14 protein-coding genes are annotated in these 14,225 nt (G+C 69.1%); 9 read left to right on the plus strand and 5 right to left on the minus strand.

Annotation, left to right across the window (positions count from 1 at the left end; genetic code table 11):
* Positions 1-189 precede the first annotated feature (189 nt).
* From aceK to bioB, 9 genes are all read left to right on the plus strand, one after another.
* Positions 190-2,007: a bifunctional isocitrate dehydrogenase kinase/phosphatase gene (gene aceK, locus G3N64_RS21230; protein ID WP_205785676.1), complete on the plus strand. Its 1,818-nt coding sequence runs from the start codon at positions 190-192 to the stop codon at positions 2,005-2,007.
* Positions 2,008-2,063: 56 nt separating this feature from the next.
* Entirely contained in the window at positions 2,064-2,831 is a 768-nt protein-coding gene (can, locus tag G3N64_RS21235; protein WP_205785677.1) for a carbonate dehydratase, read from the plus strand.
* Positions 2,832-2,942: 111 nt separating this feature from the next.
* Positions 2,943-3,620 (plus strand): SDR family oxidoreductase, encoded by a 678-nt coding sequence (locus tag G3N64_RS21240; protein WP_205785678.1) that lies wholly within the window; start codon positions 2,943-2,945, stop codon positions 3,618-3,620.
* Between the two features lie 37 nt (positions 3,621-3,657).
* Positions 3,658-4,095, plus strand: coding sequence for a YchJ family protein (locus G3N64_RS21245; RefSeq protein ID WP_126363589.1), 438 nt, complete (start codon positions 3,658-3,660; stop codon positions 4,093-4,095).
* Between the two features lie 106 nt (positions 4,096-4,201).
* Complete coding sequence (locus tag G3N64_RS21250; RefSeq protein ID WP_205785679.1) at positions 4,202-5,473, plus strand: CocE/NonD family hydrolase; 1,272 nt, start codon at positions 4,202-4,204, stop codon at positions 5,471-5,473.
* A gap of 508 nt (positions 5,474-5,981) precedes the next feature.
* Positions 5,982-7,328: an adenosylmethionine--8-amino-7-oxononanoate transaminase gene (bioA, locus tag G3N64_RS21255; RefSeq protein WP_205785680.1), complete on the plus strand. Its 1,347-nt coding sequence runs from the start codon at positions 5,982-5,984 to the stop codon at positions 7,326-7,328.
* A complete protein-coding gene (bioF, locus tag G3N64_RS21260) occupies positions 7,325-8,773 on the plus strand; it encodes an 8-amino-7-oxononanoate synthase (RefSeq protein ID WP_205785681.1) in 1,449 nt (482 codons plus the stop codon). The genes bioA and bioF overlap by 4 nt, the downstream gene beginning before the upstream one ends.
* Entirely contained in the window at positions 8,770-9,489 is a 720-nt protein-coding gene (gene bioD, locus G3N64_RS21265) for a dethiobiotin synthase (RefSeq protein ID WP_205785682.1), read from the plus strand. Before bioF ends, bioD begins: the two co-directional genes overlap by 4 nt.
* 64 nt (positions 9,490-9,553) lie before the next feature.
* A complete protein-coding gene (gene bioB, locus G3N64_RS21270; RefSeq protein WP_205785683.1) occupies positions 9,554-10,573 on the plus strand; it encodes a biotin synthase BioB in 1,020 nt (339 codons plus the stop codon).
* Positions 10,574-10,624: 51 nt separating this feature from the next.
* Here bioB and G3N64_RS39835 read toward each other — a convergent pair whose 3' ends face one another.
* The 5 genes from G3N64_RS39835 to G3N64_RS21295 form a co-directional block, all read right to left on the minus strand.
* Positions 10,625-10,852 (minus strand): hypothetical protein, encoded by a 228-nt coding sequence (locus G3N64_RS39835; RefSeq protein WP_241021132.1) that lies wholly within the window; start codon positions 10,850-10,852, stop codon positions 10,625-10,627.
* Positions 10,853-10,911: 59 nt separating this feature from the next.
* Positions 10,912-11,637, minus strand: coding sequence for a copper homeostasis protein CutC (locus G3N64_RS21280; protein ID WP_085042717.1), 726 nt, complete (start codon positions 11,635-11,637; stop codon positions 10,912-10,914).
* Between the two features lie 106 nt (positions 11,638-11,743).
* Complete coding sequence (locus G3N64_RS21285; RefSeq protein ID WP_205785684.1) at positions 11,744-12,148, minus strand: hypothetical protein; 405 nt, start codon at positions 12,146-12,148, stop codon at positions 11,744-11,746.
* A complete protein-coding gene (locus tag G3N64_RS21290) occupies positions 12,145-12,528 on the minus strand; it encodes a hypothetical protein (RefSeq protein ID WP_205785685.1) in 384 nt (127 codons plus the stop codon). The genes G3N64_RS21285 and G3N64_RS21290 overlap by 4 nt, the downstream gene beginning before the upstream one ends.
* A gap of 157 nt (positions 12,529-12,685) precedes the next feature.
* Positions 12,686-13,972, minus strand: a complete 1,287-nt coding sequence (locus G3N64_RS21295) for an EAL domain-containing protein (protein WP_205785686.1) — start codon at positions 13,970-13,972, stop codon at positions 12,686-12,688.
* Between the last annotated feature and the right edge of the window lie 253 nt (positions 13,973-14,225).

The raw sequence follows: 14,225 nt of genomic DNA on the forward strand, positions 1-14,225 counted from the left end.
TCAAAAAAAGTTCGTGCCAGAATCCGTTCCGTACCCGTATCTTTACGCGAAGATGCACCGAACGGCATCCAACGACGGACAACCCGCCGCCTGCCGGCCGGCCGCGCATCGCCGCAAAGTCCTTGAACCGCCCGCTTGGGCGCTAAAATGACGAGTGCTTACAGCCCCTCCCGAACGAGCCTGCACGCGATGAATCACTTCCCCAAACTGCTGTCTTCGCAGATCGGTTTCGACGTCGCGCAGACGATGCTCGAAAACTTCGACCGTCACTACCGGATCTTCCGCGAGGCGGCCGTCGAAGCGAAGACGCTGTACGAGCAGGGCGACTGGCACGGGCTGCAGCGGCTCGCGCGCGAGCGGATCACGTCGTACGACGATCGCGTGCAGGAATGCGTCGAGGTGCTGGAAGACGAATACGACGCGGAAAATATCGACGACGAAGTGTGGCAACAGATCAAGCTGCACTACATCGGCCTGCTCACGTCGCACCGCCAGCCCGAGTGCGCGGAGACCTTCTTCAATTCGGTGTGCTGCAAGATCCTGCACCGCTCGTACTTCAGCAACGATTTCATCTTCGTGCGCCCGGCGATCTCGACCGAGTATCTCGAGAACGACGAGCCGGCCGCGAAGCCGACCTATCGCGCGTACTATCCGGGCACCGACGGGCTCTCGGCCACGCTCGAGCGGATCGTCACGAATTTCCAGCTCGAGCCGGCGTTCGACGATCTCCCGCGCGACATCGCGTGCGTGATGCAGGCGATCCACGACGAATTCGGCCACTTCGACGAAGCGCCGAATTTCCAGATCCACGTGCTGTCGTCGCTGTTCTTCCGCAACAAGAGCGCATACATCGTCGGCCGCATCATCAACGCCGACCGCGTGCTGCCGTTCGCGGTGCCGATCCGCCACGTGCGCCCGGGCGTGCTCTCGCTCGACACCGTGCTGCTGCGCCGCGACCAGCTGATGATCATCTTCGGCTTCTCGCACTCGTATTTCCTCGTCGACATGGGCGTGCCGTCCGCGTACGTCGACTTCCTGTGCACGATCATGCCCGGCAAGCCGAAGGCGGAGATCTACACGTCGGTCGGCCTGCAGAAGCAGGGCAAGAACCTGTTCTATCGCGACCTGCTGCACCATCTGTCGCATTCGAGCGACCGCTTCATTATCGCGCCCGGGATCAAGGGCCTCGTGATGCTCGTGTTCACGCTGCCGTCGTTCCCGTACGTGTTCAAGATCATCAAGGATCACTTCCCGCCGCCGAAGGAGACGACGCGCGCGCAGATCATGGAGAAGTACCAGCTCGTGAAGCGCCACGACCGCCTCGGGCGGATGGCCGACACGCTCGAGTATTCGAGCGTCGCGCTGCCGCTCGCACGGCTCGACCACGCGCTCGTGCGCGAGCTGGAAAAGGAAGTGCCGTCGCTGCTCGAATACGAGGACGGCAATCTCGTGATCAAGCACCTGTACATCGAGCGCCGGATGACGCCGCTCAACCTGTACCTGCAGAACGGCTCCAACAGCGACATCGAGCACGGCGTGAAGGAATACGGCAACGCGGTGAAGGAGCTGATGAAGGCGAACATCTTCCCCGGCGACATGCTGTATAAGAATTTCGGCGTCACGCGCCACGGCCGCGTCGTGTTCTACGACTACGACGAGATCGAGTACCTGACCGACTGCAACGTGCGCCGCGTGCCGCCGCCGCGCCACGAGGAAGACGAGCTGTCCGGCGAACCGTGGTATACCGTCGGCCCGCACGACATCTTTCCGGAGACCTACGGGCCGTTCCTGCTCGGCGACCCGCGCGTGCGCGACGTCTTCATGAAGCATCACGCGGACTTTTTCGATCCCGCGCTGTGGCAGGCCAGCAAGGACAAGCTGATCCAGGGCGAATTGCCCGACTTTTATCCGTACGACACCGCAGTGCGCTTTTGCATGCGCTACCCCGCGCGCTTCGGCGCGACGGACGAGAACGACGGTGCAGGCGACGCGCAGCGCGCCGCCTGACGCCGGTAACACCCAAACCGATATCGACCCGATTTCCGCCAACGGAATCCACACCGATGAGCACCCAAGACAATCCGCTTTCACATCTGTTCGACAACAACGAAGCCTGGGTCAAGCGCAAGCTCGGCGACGATCCGCAATTCTTCGCGCGTCTCGCTGACCAGCAGGCGCCGGAATATCTATGGATCGGCTGCTCGGACTCGCGCGTGCCCGCGAACCAGATCATCGGCCTGCCGCCGGGCGAAGTATTCGTGCACCGCAACATCGCGAACGTCGTCGTGCACAGCGACCTGAACTGCCTGTCGGTGATCCAGTTCGCGGTCGACATCCTGCGCGTGAAGCACATCATGGTCGTCGGCCACTACGGCTGCTCGGGCGTGAACGCGGCCCTGCACAACCGCCGCGTCGGCCTCGCCGACAACTGGCTGCACCACGTGCAGGACGTGCGCGAGCGCCACGCGGCGCTGCTCGACGAATGGCCGGTGGGCGAAGCGCGCTATCGCCGCCTGATCGAGCTGAACGCGATCGAGCAGGTCGTCAACGTGTGCCGCACGACGATCGTCAACGACGCATGGGCCCGCGGCCAGTCGCTCACCGTGCACGGGCTCGTGTACGGCGTGCACGACGGCCGGATGCGCAACCTCGGGATGGCCGTGTCGAACTTCGCCGCGCTCGACCCGACCTACAAGCGCTGCGTGTCGGCGCTCACCGCCGGCGGCGAGCATGCGCCGGACAACGACATGATCGCGGCAGACGCCGCTCGGCTCGAAGGCGTCGCGCAGGCGGTCGCCGCCACGCTGAAGCCGTGCGACGACGCGAAGTAACGCGGCGGCCTCGGCAGCGGCAACCGCGCCGGCGTGCAGCCGCGCCGGCCTTCGAACGGATCTGACCCCGGCGCCGCCGCCACGGCGGCGCCACGCAAAGGAGCGACGGGCATGAAAACCGCATTGATCGTCGGTGCATCGCGCGGCCTCGGCCGCGAATTCGTCCGGCAATACCGGCGCGACGGCTGGAACGTGATCGCCACCGCGCGCGACGACGCATCGCTCGACGCGCTGCGCACGCTCGGCGCGCAGGCACATGCGCTCGACATCACGCAGCCCGAGCAGATCGCGGCGCTCGGCTGGAAGCTCGACGGCGAGCGGCTCGATGCGGCCGTGCTGGTGTCGGGCGTGTACGGGCCGCGCACCGAGGGCGTCGAGACCATCACCGCCGAGGATTTCGACGCGGTGATGCATACGAACGTGCGCGGGCCGATGCAGTTGCTGCCGATCGTGCTGCCGCTCGTCGAGGACGCGCGCGGCGTGCTGGCCGTCGTGTCGAGCCGGATGGGCAGCATCGCCGAGGCGACCGGCACGACCGGCTGGCTGTACCGCGCAAGCAAGGCCGCGCTGAACGACGCGCTGCGCATCGCGTCGCTGCAGACACGCCACGCCGCGTGCATCTCGCTCCACCCCGGCTGGGTGCGCACCGACATGGGCGGCGCGCAGGCCGCGATCGATCCGGAAACGAGCGTAACCGGCATGCGCCGCGTGATCGCCGAATCCGGCGCGGACGTGTCGCAGGCAAACGGCCGTTTCTTCCAGTACGACGGTATCGAGCTCAGCTGGTAGGCAGCCGACAACTTTGCGTCGTTAATTCCCGTTTCGCATGATTTTGAACCGACCTGACGCGTGCCCGTGCGGCGGCGCGTCCCCCGCTCCCGCCGGCAAAGCACCGGCGCCCCGCTACGCGGCCTGCTGCGGCCGCTTCATCGACGGCGGCGAAGCCGCGCCGACCGCGCTCGAGTTGATGCGCTCGCGGTACAGCGCGTACGTGCTCGGCGCGACCGACTACCTGCGCGCGACGTGGGCCGCGCGCACCTGCCCGCCCGATCTCGACACCGATCCCGACGCGCCCGACGCGCCGCGCTGGCTCGGCCTCGCGGTCAAACGCCACGCGCCGCTCGACGAACGGCACGCGGAGGTTGAATTCGTGGCCCGCTACAAGGTCGGCGGACGCGCATACCGGCTCCACGAGACGAGCCGTTTCGAGCGCGACGAGCACGGTTTCTGGCGCTACGTCGACGGCGAAGTAAGTGAACGCTGACAAATAGTTGCTGTGTCAGACGCCGGGTAATTCCCGCATTGCACAACCCGAATTTGTCGGGCTACGATGACCTCAAATTGGTCATGTTGCATGGCAGGGCTTACGAATGGCGTTCAGCAAGGTATTGGTGGGATGGATGGCGGCGTGTGCGCTGTCGGCCGCTCAGGCCGGTACGCTGCCGAACGCCAATACGGGGTCGGGTGCCGGCGCCAGCGGGTCGCTCGCCCACGCCGAGCGCTTCGACTACAGCGATTCGAACCTGCCGCAGGTCGCCGCCGACCTGAACGAACAGATCCTCCGCATTCCGGCCGACGCATCGGGCGCCGTCACGCTCGAGGCCACGCTCTTCAAGCCGAACGGCCCCGGCCCGTTCCCGCTCGTCGTCTTCAACCACGGCAAGAACACCGGCGATCTCCACCTGCAGCCGCGCAGCCGGCCGCTCGCGTTCGCGCGCGAATTCGTGCGCCGCGGCTACGCGGTGATCGCGCCGAACCGCCAGGGCTTCGCAGGCTCCGGCGGCACGTACCAGCAGGAAGGCTGCAACGTCGGCAAGAACGGCCTCGTGCAGGCCGCCGACGTCGACGCGACGGTGCGCTACATGTCGCGCCAGTCGTATGTCGATGCGTCGCGCATCGTCGTCGCGGGCACGTCGCACGGCGGCCTCGTGTCGGTCGCGTACGGCACCGAAGCCGCACCGGGCGTGCGCGGCATCATCAACTTCTCCGGCGGGCTGCGCCAGGACCTCTGCGACGGCTGGCAGCGCAACCTCGTCGACGCGTTCGACCAGTACGGCGCGCACACGGCCGTGCGGTCGCTGTGGCTGTACGGCGACAACGACTCGGTGTGGACGCCCGGGCTCGTCGCGCAGATGCACGACGCGTACGTATCGCACGGCACGCAGGCCCAGTTCATCGATTTCGGCCGCTACAAGGACGACGCGCACCGGCTGATCGTCGATCGCGACGGCGTGCCCGTGTGGTGGCCGGCCGTCAACGCGTTCCTCGCGAAGCTGAACCTGCCGACCTCGGTGCGCTACGCCGTCGCGAACCCGCACGAGCCGAAGGCGAGCGGCTTCGCGTCGATCGACGCGGTCAACGCGGTGCCGTACGTCGACGAAGCCGGCCGCGAAGGCTATCGCCGCTTCCTGAACCAGCATCCGAGCCGCGCGTTCGCGGTGTCGTCGGAAGGCGCGTGGTCGTGGGCCGAAGGCGGCGACGACCCGATGGCGCTCGCGCTCGACAACTGCGCGAAGCAAGACGCGGGCGCGTGCCGGCTGTATGCGGTCAACGACCGGGTCGTGTGGAACACGACGCAGACGGCCGACAACGACGACAGCAACGCACGCGACACCGGTACGCCTGCGCTGGCTTCGCGCTGACGGGCGGCGGCCCGCCGCCCTTTTTTCGTTCCCCCCTTTTTGTCGCTTCGTGGACGCACTGCGTGCGGCGTTCGCGCCGGATGTCGCGCACCAGGCGCGCATCGCGACCCCATGCCGGCGTGAACGCGCGGTCTCGCCGCGCCACGCCCGGGCTCCCCTCGTCACCGCTCGCAGTCATTCTCGTTCCGATCGCATGGAGGCCGCATCATCCCGCACGGCCCTCCCCCTTCGCGCCCCGATTTTTCACCCGACCGCCCCGCCCGCCCCACGATTTTTTTCGGTTGGGGGGGCTCACTCGAACGTCGTCATCTGCGGTCATTTCGGGACATCTGGACCGTACCGTCCCGAGCCGCCCCAATCTGCGCCGAACTCCCGTCCAGCAAGGCTTGGCGGCGTTTGTAACCGGTAGTGCAACGGGTCGCGGAACACGCTAATCTCAGCGCGTTTCGTATCTCGCCGCGCGGCATCCCGTCGATGCCGCGCCGCCGTTTTATCCCCCGGAGCCGCCTTGAGTACGCCAGCCACCGACGACTGGGTCGCGCGCAGCCTGCGCGCGGTCTGGCATCCCTGCACCCAGATGAAGCATCACGAGCGCCTGCCGCTCATCCCCGTCGCGCGTGGCGCAGGCCTGTGGCTTTACGACCGTGACGGCCGCCGCTACTTCGACGCGATCAGCTCGTGGTGGGTCAACCTGTTCGGTCATGCGAACCCGGACATCAACGCGGCGCTGAAGGACCAGCTCGACACGCTCGAGCACGCGATGCTCGCCGGCTGCACGCACGAGCCGGCGATCGAGCTCGCGGAGCGGCTGCACGCGCTCACCGCGCGCACGCTCGGCCATGCGTTCTTCGCGTCGGACGGCGCGTCGGCCGTCGAGATCGCGCTGAAGATGAGCTTCCATGCGTGGCGCAACCGCGGCCGCGCGAACAAGCAGGAATTCGTCTGCGTCGCGAACAGCTATCACGGCGAGACGATCGGCGCGCTCGGCGTGACCGACGTCGCGCTGTTCAAGGACGCGTACGACCCGCTGATCCGCCATGCGCATGTCGTCGCGTCACCCGACGCGCGCGGCGCGCTGCCGGGCGAAACGGCCGCCGACGTCGCCGGCCGCGCGCTCGCGGACGTGCGGCGCCTGTTCGTCGAACGCGGCGACCGGATCGCCGCGCTGATCGTCGAGCCGCTCGTGCAGTGCGCGGCCGGCATGGCGATGCACGATCCGTCGTACGTGCGCGGGCTGCGCGCGCTGTGCGACGAATTCGGCGTGCACCTGATCGCCGACGAGATCGCAGTCGGCTGCGGCCGCACCGGCACCTTCTTCGCGTGCGAGCAGGCCGGCGTCTGGCCCGATTTCCTGTGCTTGTCGAAAGGCATCAGCGGCGGCTACCTGCCGCTGTCGCTCGTGCTCACGCGCGACGACGTGTTCGCCGCGTTCTACGACGACGACACGACGCGCGGCTTCCTGCACTCGCATTCGTACACCGGCAATCCGCTCGCGTGCCGCGCGGCGGTCGCGACGCTCGACCTGTTCGCACGCGACGACGTGCTCGCGGCAAATGCCCGCAAGGCGGCGACGATGCGCGCGGCGCTCGCGCCGCTCGACGCGCACCCACAGGTGCGCCACCTGCGCGAGCGCGGCACGCTGTTCGCGTTCGACGTCGCGCTCGACGGCGACGCGGCGCGCGGCTTCTCGCGGCGCTTCTTCGAACGCGCACTGGAACGCGAGCTGCTGCTGCGCCCGATCGGCACGACCGTGTACCTGATGCCGCCGTACGTGATGAACGACGACGACATCGCATGGCTCGCGCAACGCACGCGCGACACGCTCGATGCGACGCTCGCGGAGGTCTCTCAATGACACAACAGCCCCCACGCTCACTGGGTTCGCTGTCGACCGGAGTTGGCGCTTCAGCGCTTACTTCGGTCCCATGCACGGCTCCCCCCGAGGGGGCGGCCCGGCGGGAGGCAGCGACGAACCCGCTGCTCGACTCGCTGCAACGCGGCCTCGCCGATCTCGACGCGCAAGGGCTGCGACGCATGCGCCGCACCGCCGATACCGCGTGCGATGCGCACATGACCGTCGACGGCCGCGAGATCGTCGGCTTCGCGAGCAACGACTATCTCGGCCTCGCCGCGCATCCGGCGCTCGTCGCCGCATTCGCCGAAGGCGCGCAGCGCTACGGCTCCGGCAGCGGCGGCTCGCACCTGCTCGGCGGCCATTCGCGTGCGCACGCGGCGCTCGAAGAAGAACTCGCAGCGTTCTCGGGCGGCTTCTCCGACGCGCCGCGCGCGCTGTATTTCAGCACCGGCTACATGGCGAACCTCGCCGCGATGACGGCGCTCACCGGCAAGGGCGCCACGATCTTCTCCGACGCGCTGAACCACGCGTCGCTGATCGACGGCATGCGGCTGTCGCGCGCGAACGTACAGGTCTATCCGCATGCGGACACCGCCGCGCTCGCCGCGCTGCTCGACGCATCGGATGCCGAGACGAAGCTGATCGTCAGCGACACCGTGTTCAGCATGGACGGCGACATCGCGCCGCTGGCCGAACTCGTCGCGCTGGCCGAATGCCACGGCGCGTGGCTCGTCGTCGACGATGCGCACGGCTTCGGCGTGCTCGGCCCGCAGGGCCGCGGCGCGCTCGCAGCCGCCGCGCTGCGTTCGCCGCATCTCGTGTACGTCGGCACGCTCGGCAAAGCCGCGGGCGTCGCGGGCGCGTTCGTGATCGCGCACGAGACCGTGATCGAATGGATGATCCAGCGTGCGCGCAGCTACATCTTCACGACGGCCGCGCCGCCGGCCGTCGCGCACGCGGTATCGGCCAGCCTGAAGGTGATCGCGGGCGACGAAGGCGACGCGCGACGCGCGCATCTCGCCGCACTGATCGAACGCACGCGCGCGCTGCTGCGCAACACGCGCTGGCAGCCGGTCGATTCGCACACGGCCGTGCAGCCGCTCGTGATCGGCAGCAACGACGCGACGCTCGCGGCGATGCGCGCGCTCGACGCGCACGGCCTGTGGGTGCCCGCGATCCGGCCGCCGACGGTGCCCGTCGGCACGTCGCGGCTGCGCGTGTCGCTGTCGGCCGCGCATTCGTTCGACGATCTCGCGCGGCTCGAAGCCGCGCTGATCGAAGCCAGCGAGACGCAGGCCGTGCAGGAGACGGAACAGCCCCCACGCTCACTTCGTTCGCTGTCGACCGGAGTTGGCGCTTCAGCGCTTGCTTCGGTCCCATGCACGGCTCCCCCCGAGGAGGCTGCAGCCTCCCTTGGGGCGGCCCGGCGGGAGACTGCAGCATGACCGCCCCGCTCTCGCTGTTCGTCACCGGCACCGACACCGAAATCGGCAAGACCTTCGTGTCGGCCGCGATGCTGCACGGCTTCGCGCGGCACGGCCTGCGCGCCGCCGCGCTGAAGCCCGTCGCGGCCGGCGCGTATGAACGCGACGGCGTGTGGCGCAACGAGGACGCCGACCAGCTCGACGCGGCCGCGAACGTCGTGCTGCCGCCCGAGCTGCGCACGCCGTTCCTGCTGAAAGCACCGGCCGCGCCGCATATCGTCGCCGCGCAGGAAGGCGTGACGCTCGACATCGACACGATCGTCGCGTGCCATCGCGAAGCGCTGACGCGCGCGGAGATCGTCGTCGTCGAAGGCGCCGGCGGCTTCCGCGTGCCGCTGAACGACACGCAGGACATGGCCGATCTCGCGGTCGCGCTCGGCGTGCCCGTCGTGCTCGTGGTCGGCGTGCGGCTCGGCTGCATCAGCCATGCGCTGCTCACCGCCGACGCGATCGCCGCGCGCGGCCTCAAGCTCGCCGGCTGGGTCGCGAACCACGTCGACCCGGCCATGTCGTTCCCCGACGAGAACGTCGCGACGATGCGCGACTGGCTCGCCCGCGAGCACGGCGCGCCGCTGCTCGGCCGCATTCCGCACATGCGCCCGGCCGCCCCCGAATCCGCCGCGGCAATGCTCGACATCGCCGCGCTCGTCGAGACGCTGCGCGCCGCGCAGCATTGACCCAACAGAAACAGATCCCCCCGATCCCCCGATCCCTCATCCCCGACCAGGACAGGAAAACGATATGACCCAAGCCCAGACCGCCACCGTGCAACCCGACGCGATTCCCGTGGCCGCTCCGGCCTCGCAGCGCTGGCGCGTCGCCGACGTCGTCGCGCTGTTCGAGCTGCCGTTCAACGACCTGATCTTCCGCGCGCAGCAGGTGCACCGCGAACACTTCGACGCGAACGCGGTGCAGCTGTCGACGCTGCTGTCAATCAAGACGGGCGGCTGCGAGGAAGACTGCGGCTACTGCTCGCAGTCGTCGCACCACGACACGGGCCTGAAGGCCGAGAAGCTGATGGACGTCGACGCGGTGCTCGATGCCGCGCGCGCCGCGAAGGCGAACGGCGCGAGCCGCTTCTGCATGGGCGCCGCGTGGCGCAACCCGAAGGAGCGCCACATGCCGGCGCTGACCGAGATGGTGCGCGGCGTGAAGGAGCTCGGCCTCGAGACCTGCATGACGCTCGGCATGCTGGAAGACGAGCAGGCGCAGGAACTCGCGAACGCGGGCCTCGACTACTACAACCACAACCTCGACACGTCGCCGGAGTTCTACGGCCAGGTGATCTCGACCCGCACCTACCAGGATCGCCTCGACACGCTCGACCGCGTGCGCGACGCGGGCATCAACGTGTGCTGCGGCGGCATCATCGGGATGGGCGAATCGCGCCGCGAACGCGCGGGCCTGATCTCGCAGCTCGCGAACCTGAACCCGTATCCGGATTCGGTGCCGATCAACAACCTCGTCGCGATCGAAGGCACGCCGCTCGAAGGCACCGCGCCGCTCGACCCGTTCGAATTCGTGCGCACGATCGCGGTTGCGCGGATCACGATGCCGAAGGCCGTCGTGCGCCTGTCGGCCGGCCGCGAACAGCTCGACGACGGGCTGCAGGCGATGTGCTTCCTCGCCGGCGCGAACTCGATGTTCTACGGCGACCAGCTGCTGACGACGAGCAACCCGCAGTCGCAGAAGGATCGCGCGCTGTTCGCGCGCCTCGGCATCCGTGCGAGCGACGCGGACGCAATGCAGGCGAGCGCGTAAGCGGCAGCACCACGTACCAACGAAAAAGCCGGGGCATACCCCGGCTTTTTTTCACCCGATCGTCTGCACCGGGTTGCCCTGCGCATCGCGGATCACGGTCTTCTCGCCCCGCCAGCGTAGGCCGTCGAGTCCGTCGACCGCATACTCGCCGGCGCGCGGCTGCAGCGTGCGCGCCAGCGCCCACCGGATGGACGCGCGCGAGCGCGCCTCGATCGCGTCCCGGCCCGGCGCGCAGTCGTCGGCTGCGCCGTCCGGTGCGGCGCGAGAGGCGTCCGTCATGTGGCTCTCCCTTCCGGCGGGCGTCCCGGAGTGTCATAACGGTGCGTGCGACGTGCGCGTCACACGTGCGCCGCCGCGCCGTCGAGCGCTGCTCGCACGCGCTCGACGCGCGCTTCGTCGACGGGTGCCAGCACCTCGCCGCGCGGCCGCACGCCCGAGCCGAAATGCACCGCACGCACGCCGGTGGCGCGGACGAAATCGCCGACCGCGTCGATCGTGAGCCCCGAGCCGGCCAGCACCGTGCAGGTCGAGCCTGCCGCCTGCCGCACCAGCCGCGTGATCGTCGCGACCGCGTCGAGCACCGACGGATGGCCGCCCGACGTCAGCACCGACGTGACGGCCGGCACGCGCAGCAACGCGTCGAACGCGGCATTGAGGTCGCGCGACACGTCGAACGCGCGGTGGAACGTCAGCGCGCGGCCGTCCGCCGCGGCGGCGATGCGGGCCAAGGCGCCGAGATCGACGTCGCCGCGCGCGTCGAGCGCGCCGAACACGACGCCGTTCGCGCCCGCCGCGACGGCCGCGCGCACGTCGCGCTCGATCACGCGCAGGTCGTCGGCGTCGTAGACGAACGACCGGCTGTGCGGCCGCACGATCACGTTGACGGGAATCGGCACGGCGGCCACGACGGCTTCGATCAGGCCGACGCTCGGCGTCAGCCCGCCTTCGGTGATCGCGGTCACGAGTTCGAGGCGGTCGGCGCCCGCGCGGGCGGCGGCCTTCGCATCGCCGACGGTCGTGGCGATCACTTCGAGAAGGACGGAAGAGGCGGCGTTTCGGTTCATGGGCGGCCCGCGAATCGTCAGGACAATTCGCGCATCCTAGCCGAGCCGCGTGGCGGACGCCAGCGTGCCGGCCGCCGCGCCGTGAGTCACGCCGTCAATTACACCGTCAGCCGCGCCGCGCGAGCCACACGCCGGCGAGCGCGGACAGGCCGGTCGCCACGGCGCCGGGCGCGAACCGGAACATCCGCGCGCTCACGTCCACGCCCTGCTGCTGCATCACCTCGACGATCCCCGGCGCCAGCAGGAGCGTCACCCAGCCGATCATCCCGAACGCGGTGGTCGCGCTCGCGATCAGCAGCGCGATGCCCGCGCCGCGTGCGCGTGGCCGGAACGCGCCGGCGAATGCGCCCACGGCCAGGAGCACGGCCGACACCCCGAACAGCACGGCGACGAACACGAGCACCGGCCCCGTATGGCCGAGCTTCATGAACGCCATCATCTGCGCGGTGATCACGCACATGCCCGCGATCGTGAACAGCACGATCGCGAGCGCGTTGCGCACGACACTCATGCGCTCGCCTGGAAATACGCGGTCGCGGGGCGCCGGAACAGCAGGTAGACGAACAGTGCGAACAGCAGGAAGCCCGGAATCAGCACCGCAAACATCGACGCCGGCATGTTGACGAACGAGAACGCGAAGCCGAACACGGCCGTCGCGATGTAGGCCTTGCGCGACCATTCGCGGCCCTTGAGGATCGCGATGCCGATCACGACGTTCACGGCTTCGAGGATCACGCTGATGCCGAGCGTCGCCCAAACGGGCAGCAGGTAGTGCGACAGCAGCGCCTGGGTGGTCGGCATGCCGATCGTGAATGGCGTATAGATGCACGTGATCGCGTTGGTCACGATGATGATCCACGCGAGAATGGTCAGCGAAATCGGTCTTTTCATTGTGTTTTCCTTGTTATTCGCCGCCATGGTGGCCCCCGGGACGGCGCGCTCGCGGTCACGACGGCCGCGGTCGGGCCATTGTCGGGGAAGCACGCGGCGAACGCAACGGCCGCCCCGCGCCGGCCCGCTCCGCTCGCCTCGCCGCCCGCGGTGCTAGCTAACCGGCGTCCGCTTCGTCGTCGGCCCAGTCGATATCGCCGCACAGCACGCGCTGCGTATCGCCGACGCGCACGGCCACCGACAGCGTCACGCACGGCTGCGCCTCGTTGATCGACAGGTACGGCCGCGTGACCTGCACGCGCCCCGGCTCGGCGATCGCCGAGCGGAAATACGGCCGGCGCAGCCAGTTCGCGCCCTGCGCGTCCGCCAGCGGCGAGAAGCGCGCCTCGGCGAGCGCGCGGTCGGCGCGCAGCACGACGTTGCGGCCCGACTGGCGGCCGTGCGCGTCGAGCAGGAAGCAGCACGCGGCCGCATCGAGCGCGAGGAAGTTCCAGCACACCTCGTCGAGCGACTCCCCGGCCGCGAGACGCTCGGCCGCGCGTTCGAACGCGCGCAGGTACGGCGCAAGCCGCTGCGCATCGCGCCGCTCGCGCACTTCGGTCTGCTGCCGAAAGCGCTCGGTCAGCTCGCCGATGCAGCCCGTCGCGGCCGCGCTGTCGGGCAGCCCGGGCGCCGGCCGGCCGAAGTAGTAGCCCTGCACGAAATCGGCCTCGCACGACAGCGCGATCTGCGCCTCGTGCTCGGTCTCGATGCCCTCGACGAGCACCAGCTTGCCGGCCTCGTGCAGCAGCGTCACGAGCCCGTGCAGGATCGCGGTGAGCCCCGTGCGGTGCGCCGCGTGCGACAGCATGATCCGGTCGAGCTTCACGATGTCCGGGTTCAGTTGCCAGATCCGCTCGAGGTTCGAGTGGCCCGCGCCGAAATCGTCGAGCGCGATCAGGAAGCCGTGCGTGCGGAATTCGCGCACGGCCTCGGCAAGCCGCTCGACGTCTTCCGCGCGCTGCTCGAGCACTTCGAGCACGATGCGGCGCGGCGGCATGCCGAGCCGCTTCAGGTTCGCGAGCAGCGCGGCCGCCTGGAACGGGTCGGTGAGCACGCCCGGATGGACGTTGAGGAACAGCCACTCGCGCTCGGCGCCGAGCAGCGCGAAGTTCTCGAGATGCAGCGCCTGCGCGAGCCGGTCGAGCTGCAGCAGTTCGCCCTGGCGCGCGGCTTCGCCGAACACGTCGAGCGGCGACACCGCGCGGTCGAGCGCATCGTGCGCGCGCAGCAGCGCCTCGTAGCCCACCGCACGCTGGTGCGACAGGCTGAATATCGGCTGGAACACGGTCGTGAGCGTCAGGTCGCGGTGCTGCGTCGCCAGACGTTCGAGGCCGGAACTCACCTCCCGCTCGAACCGGTACGGCGACGCGGCGACCGGACGCTCCTGTTGCACGATCGTCATGCCTTCCTCCTGGTAGTGCCTTCGAACGCGGCGCCCGACGAAGCGAGCAGCGCGTGCAATGTCATGGTTGGACCCTCGGTTGCCCGGTCGACGCCGGGCGGCAGCCCCACATCAAGCAAGCTCCGTGCGAGGTGCCGGCAACCCTTGCGCCGCGCGGGTGCACCGTGCCGCCGCACCATCGCGGCGCACGTCATGCGCACCATTTCCGTGCGCACGCACCGACCGCTCGAACGCATCCGTTACGCTGTCACGC

The sequence above is a fragment of the Burkholderia sp. Ac-20344 genome, from assembly GCF_017104975.1.
Classification (GTDB): Bacteria; Pseudomonadota; Gammaproteobacteria; order Burkholderiales; family Burkholderiaceae; genus Burkholderia.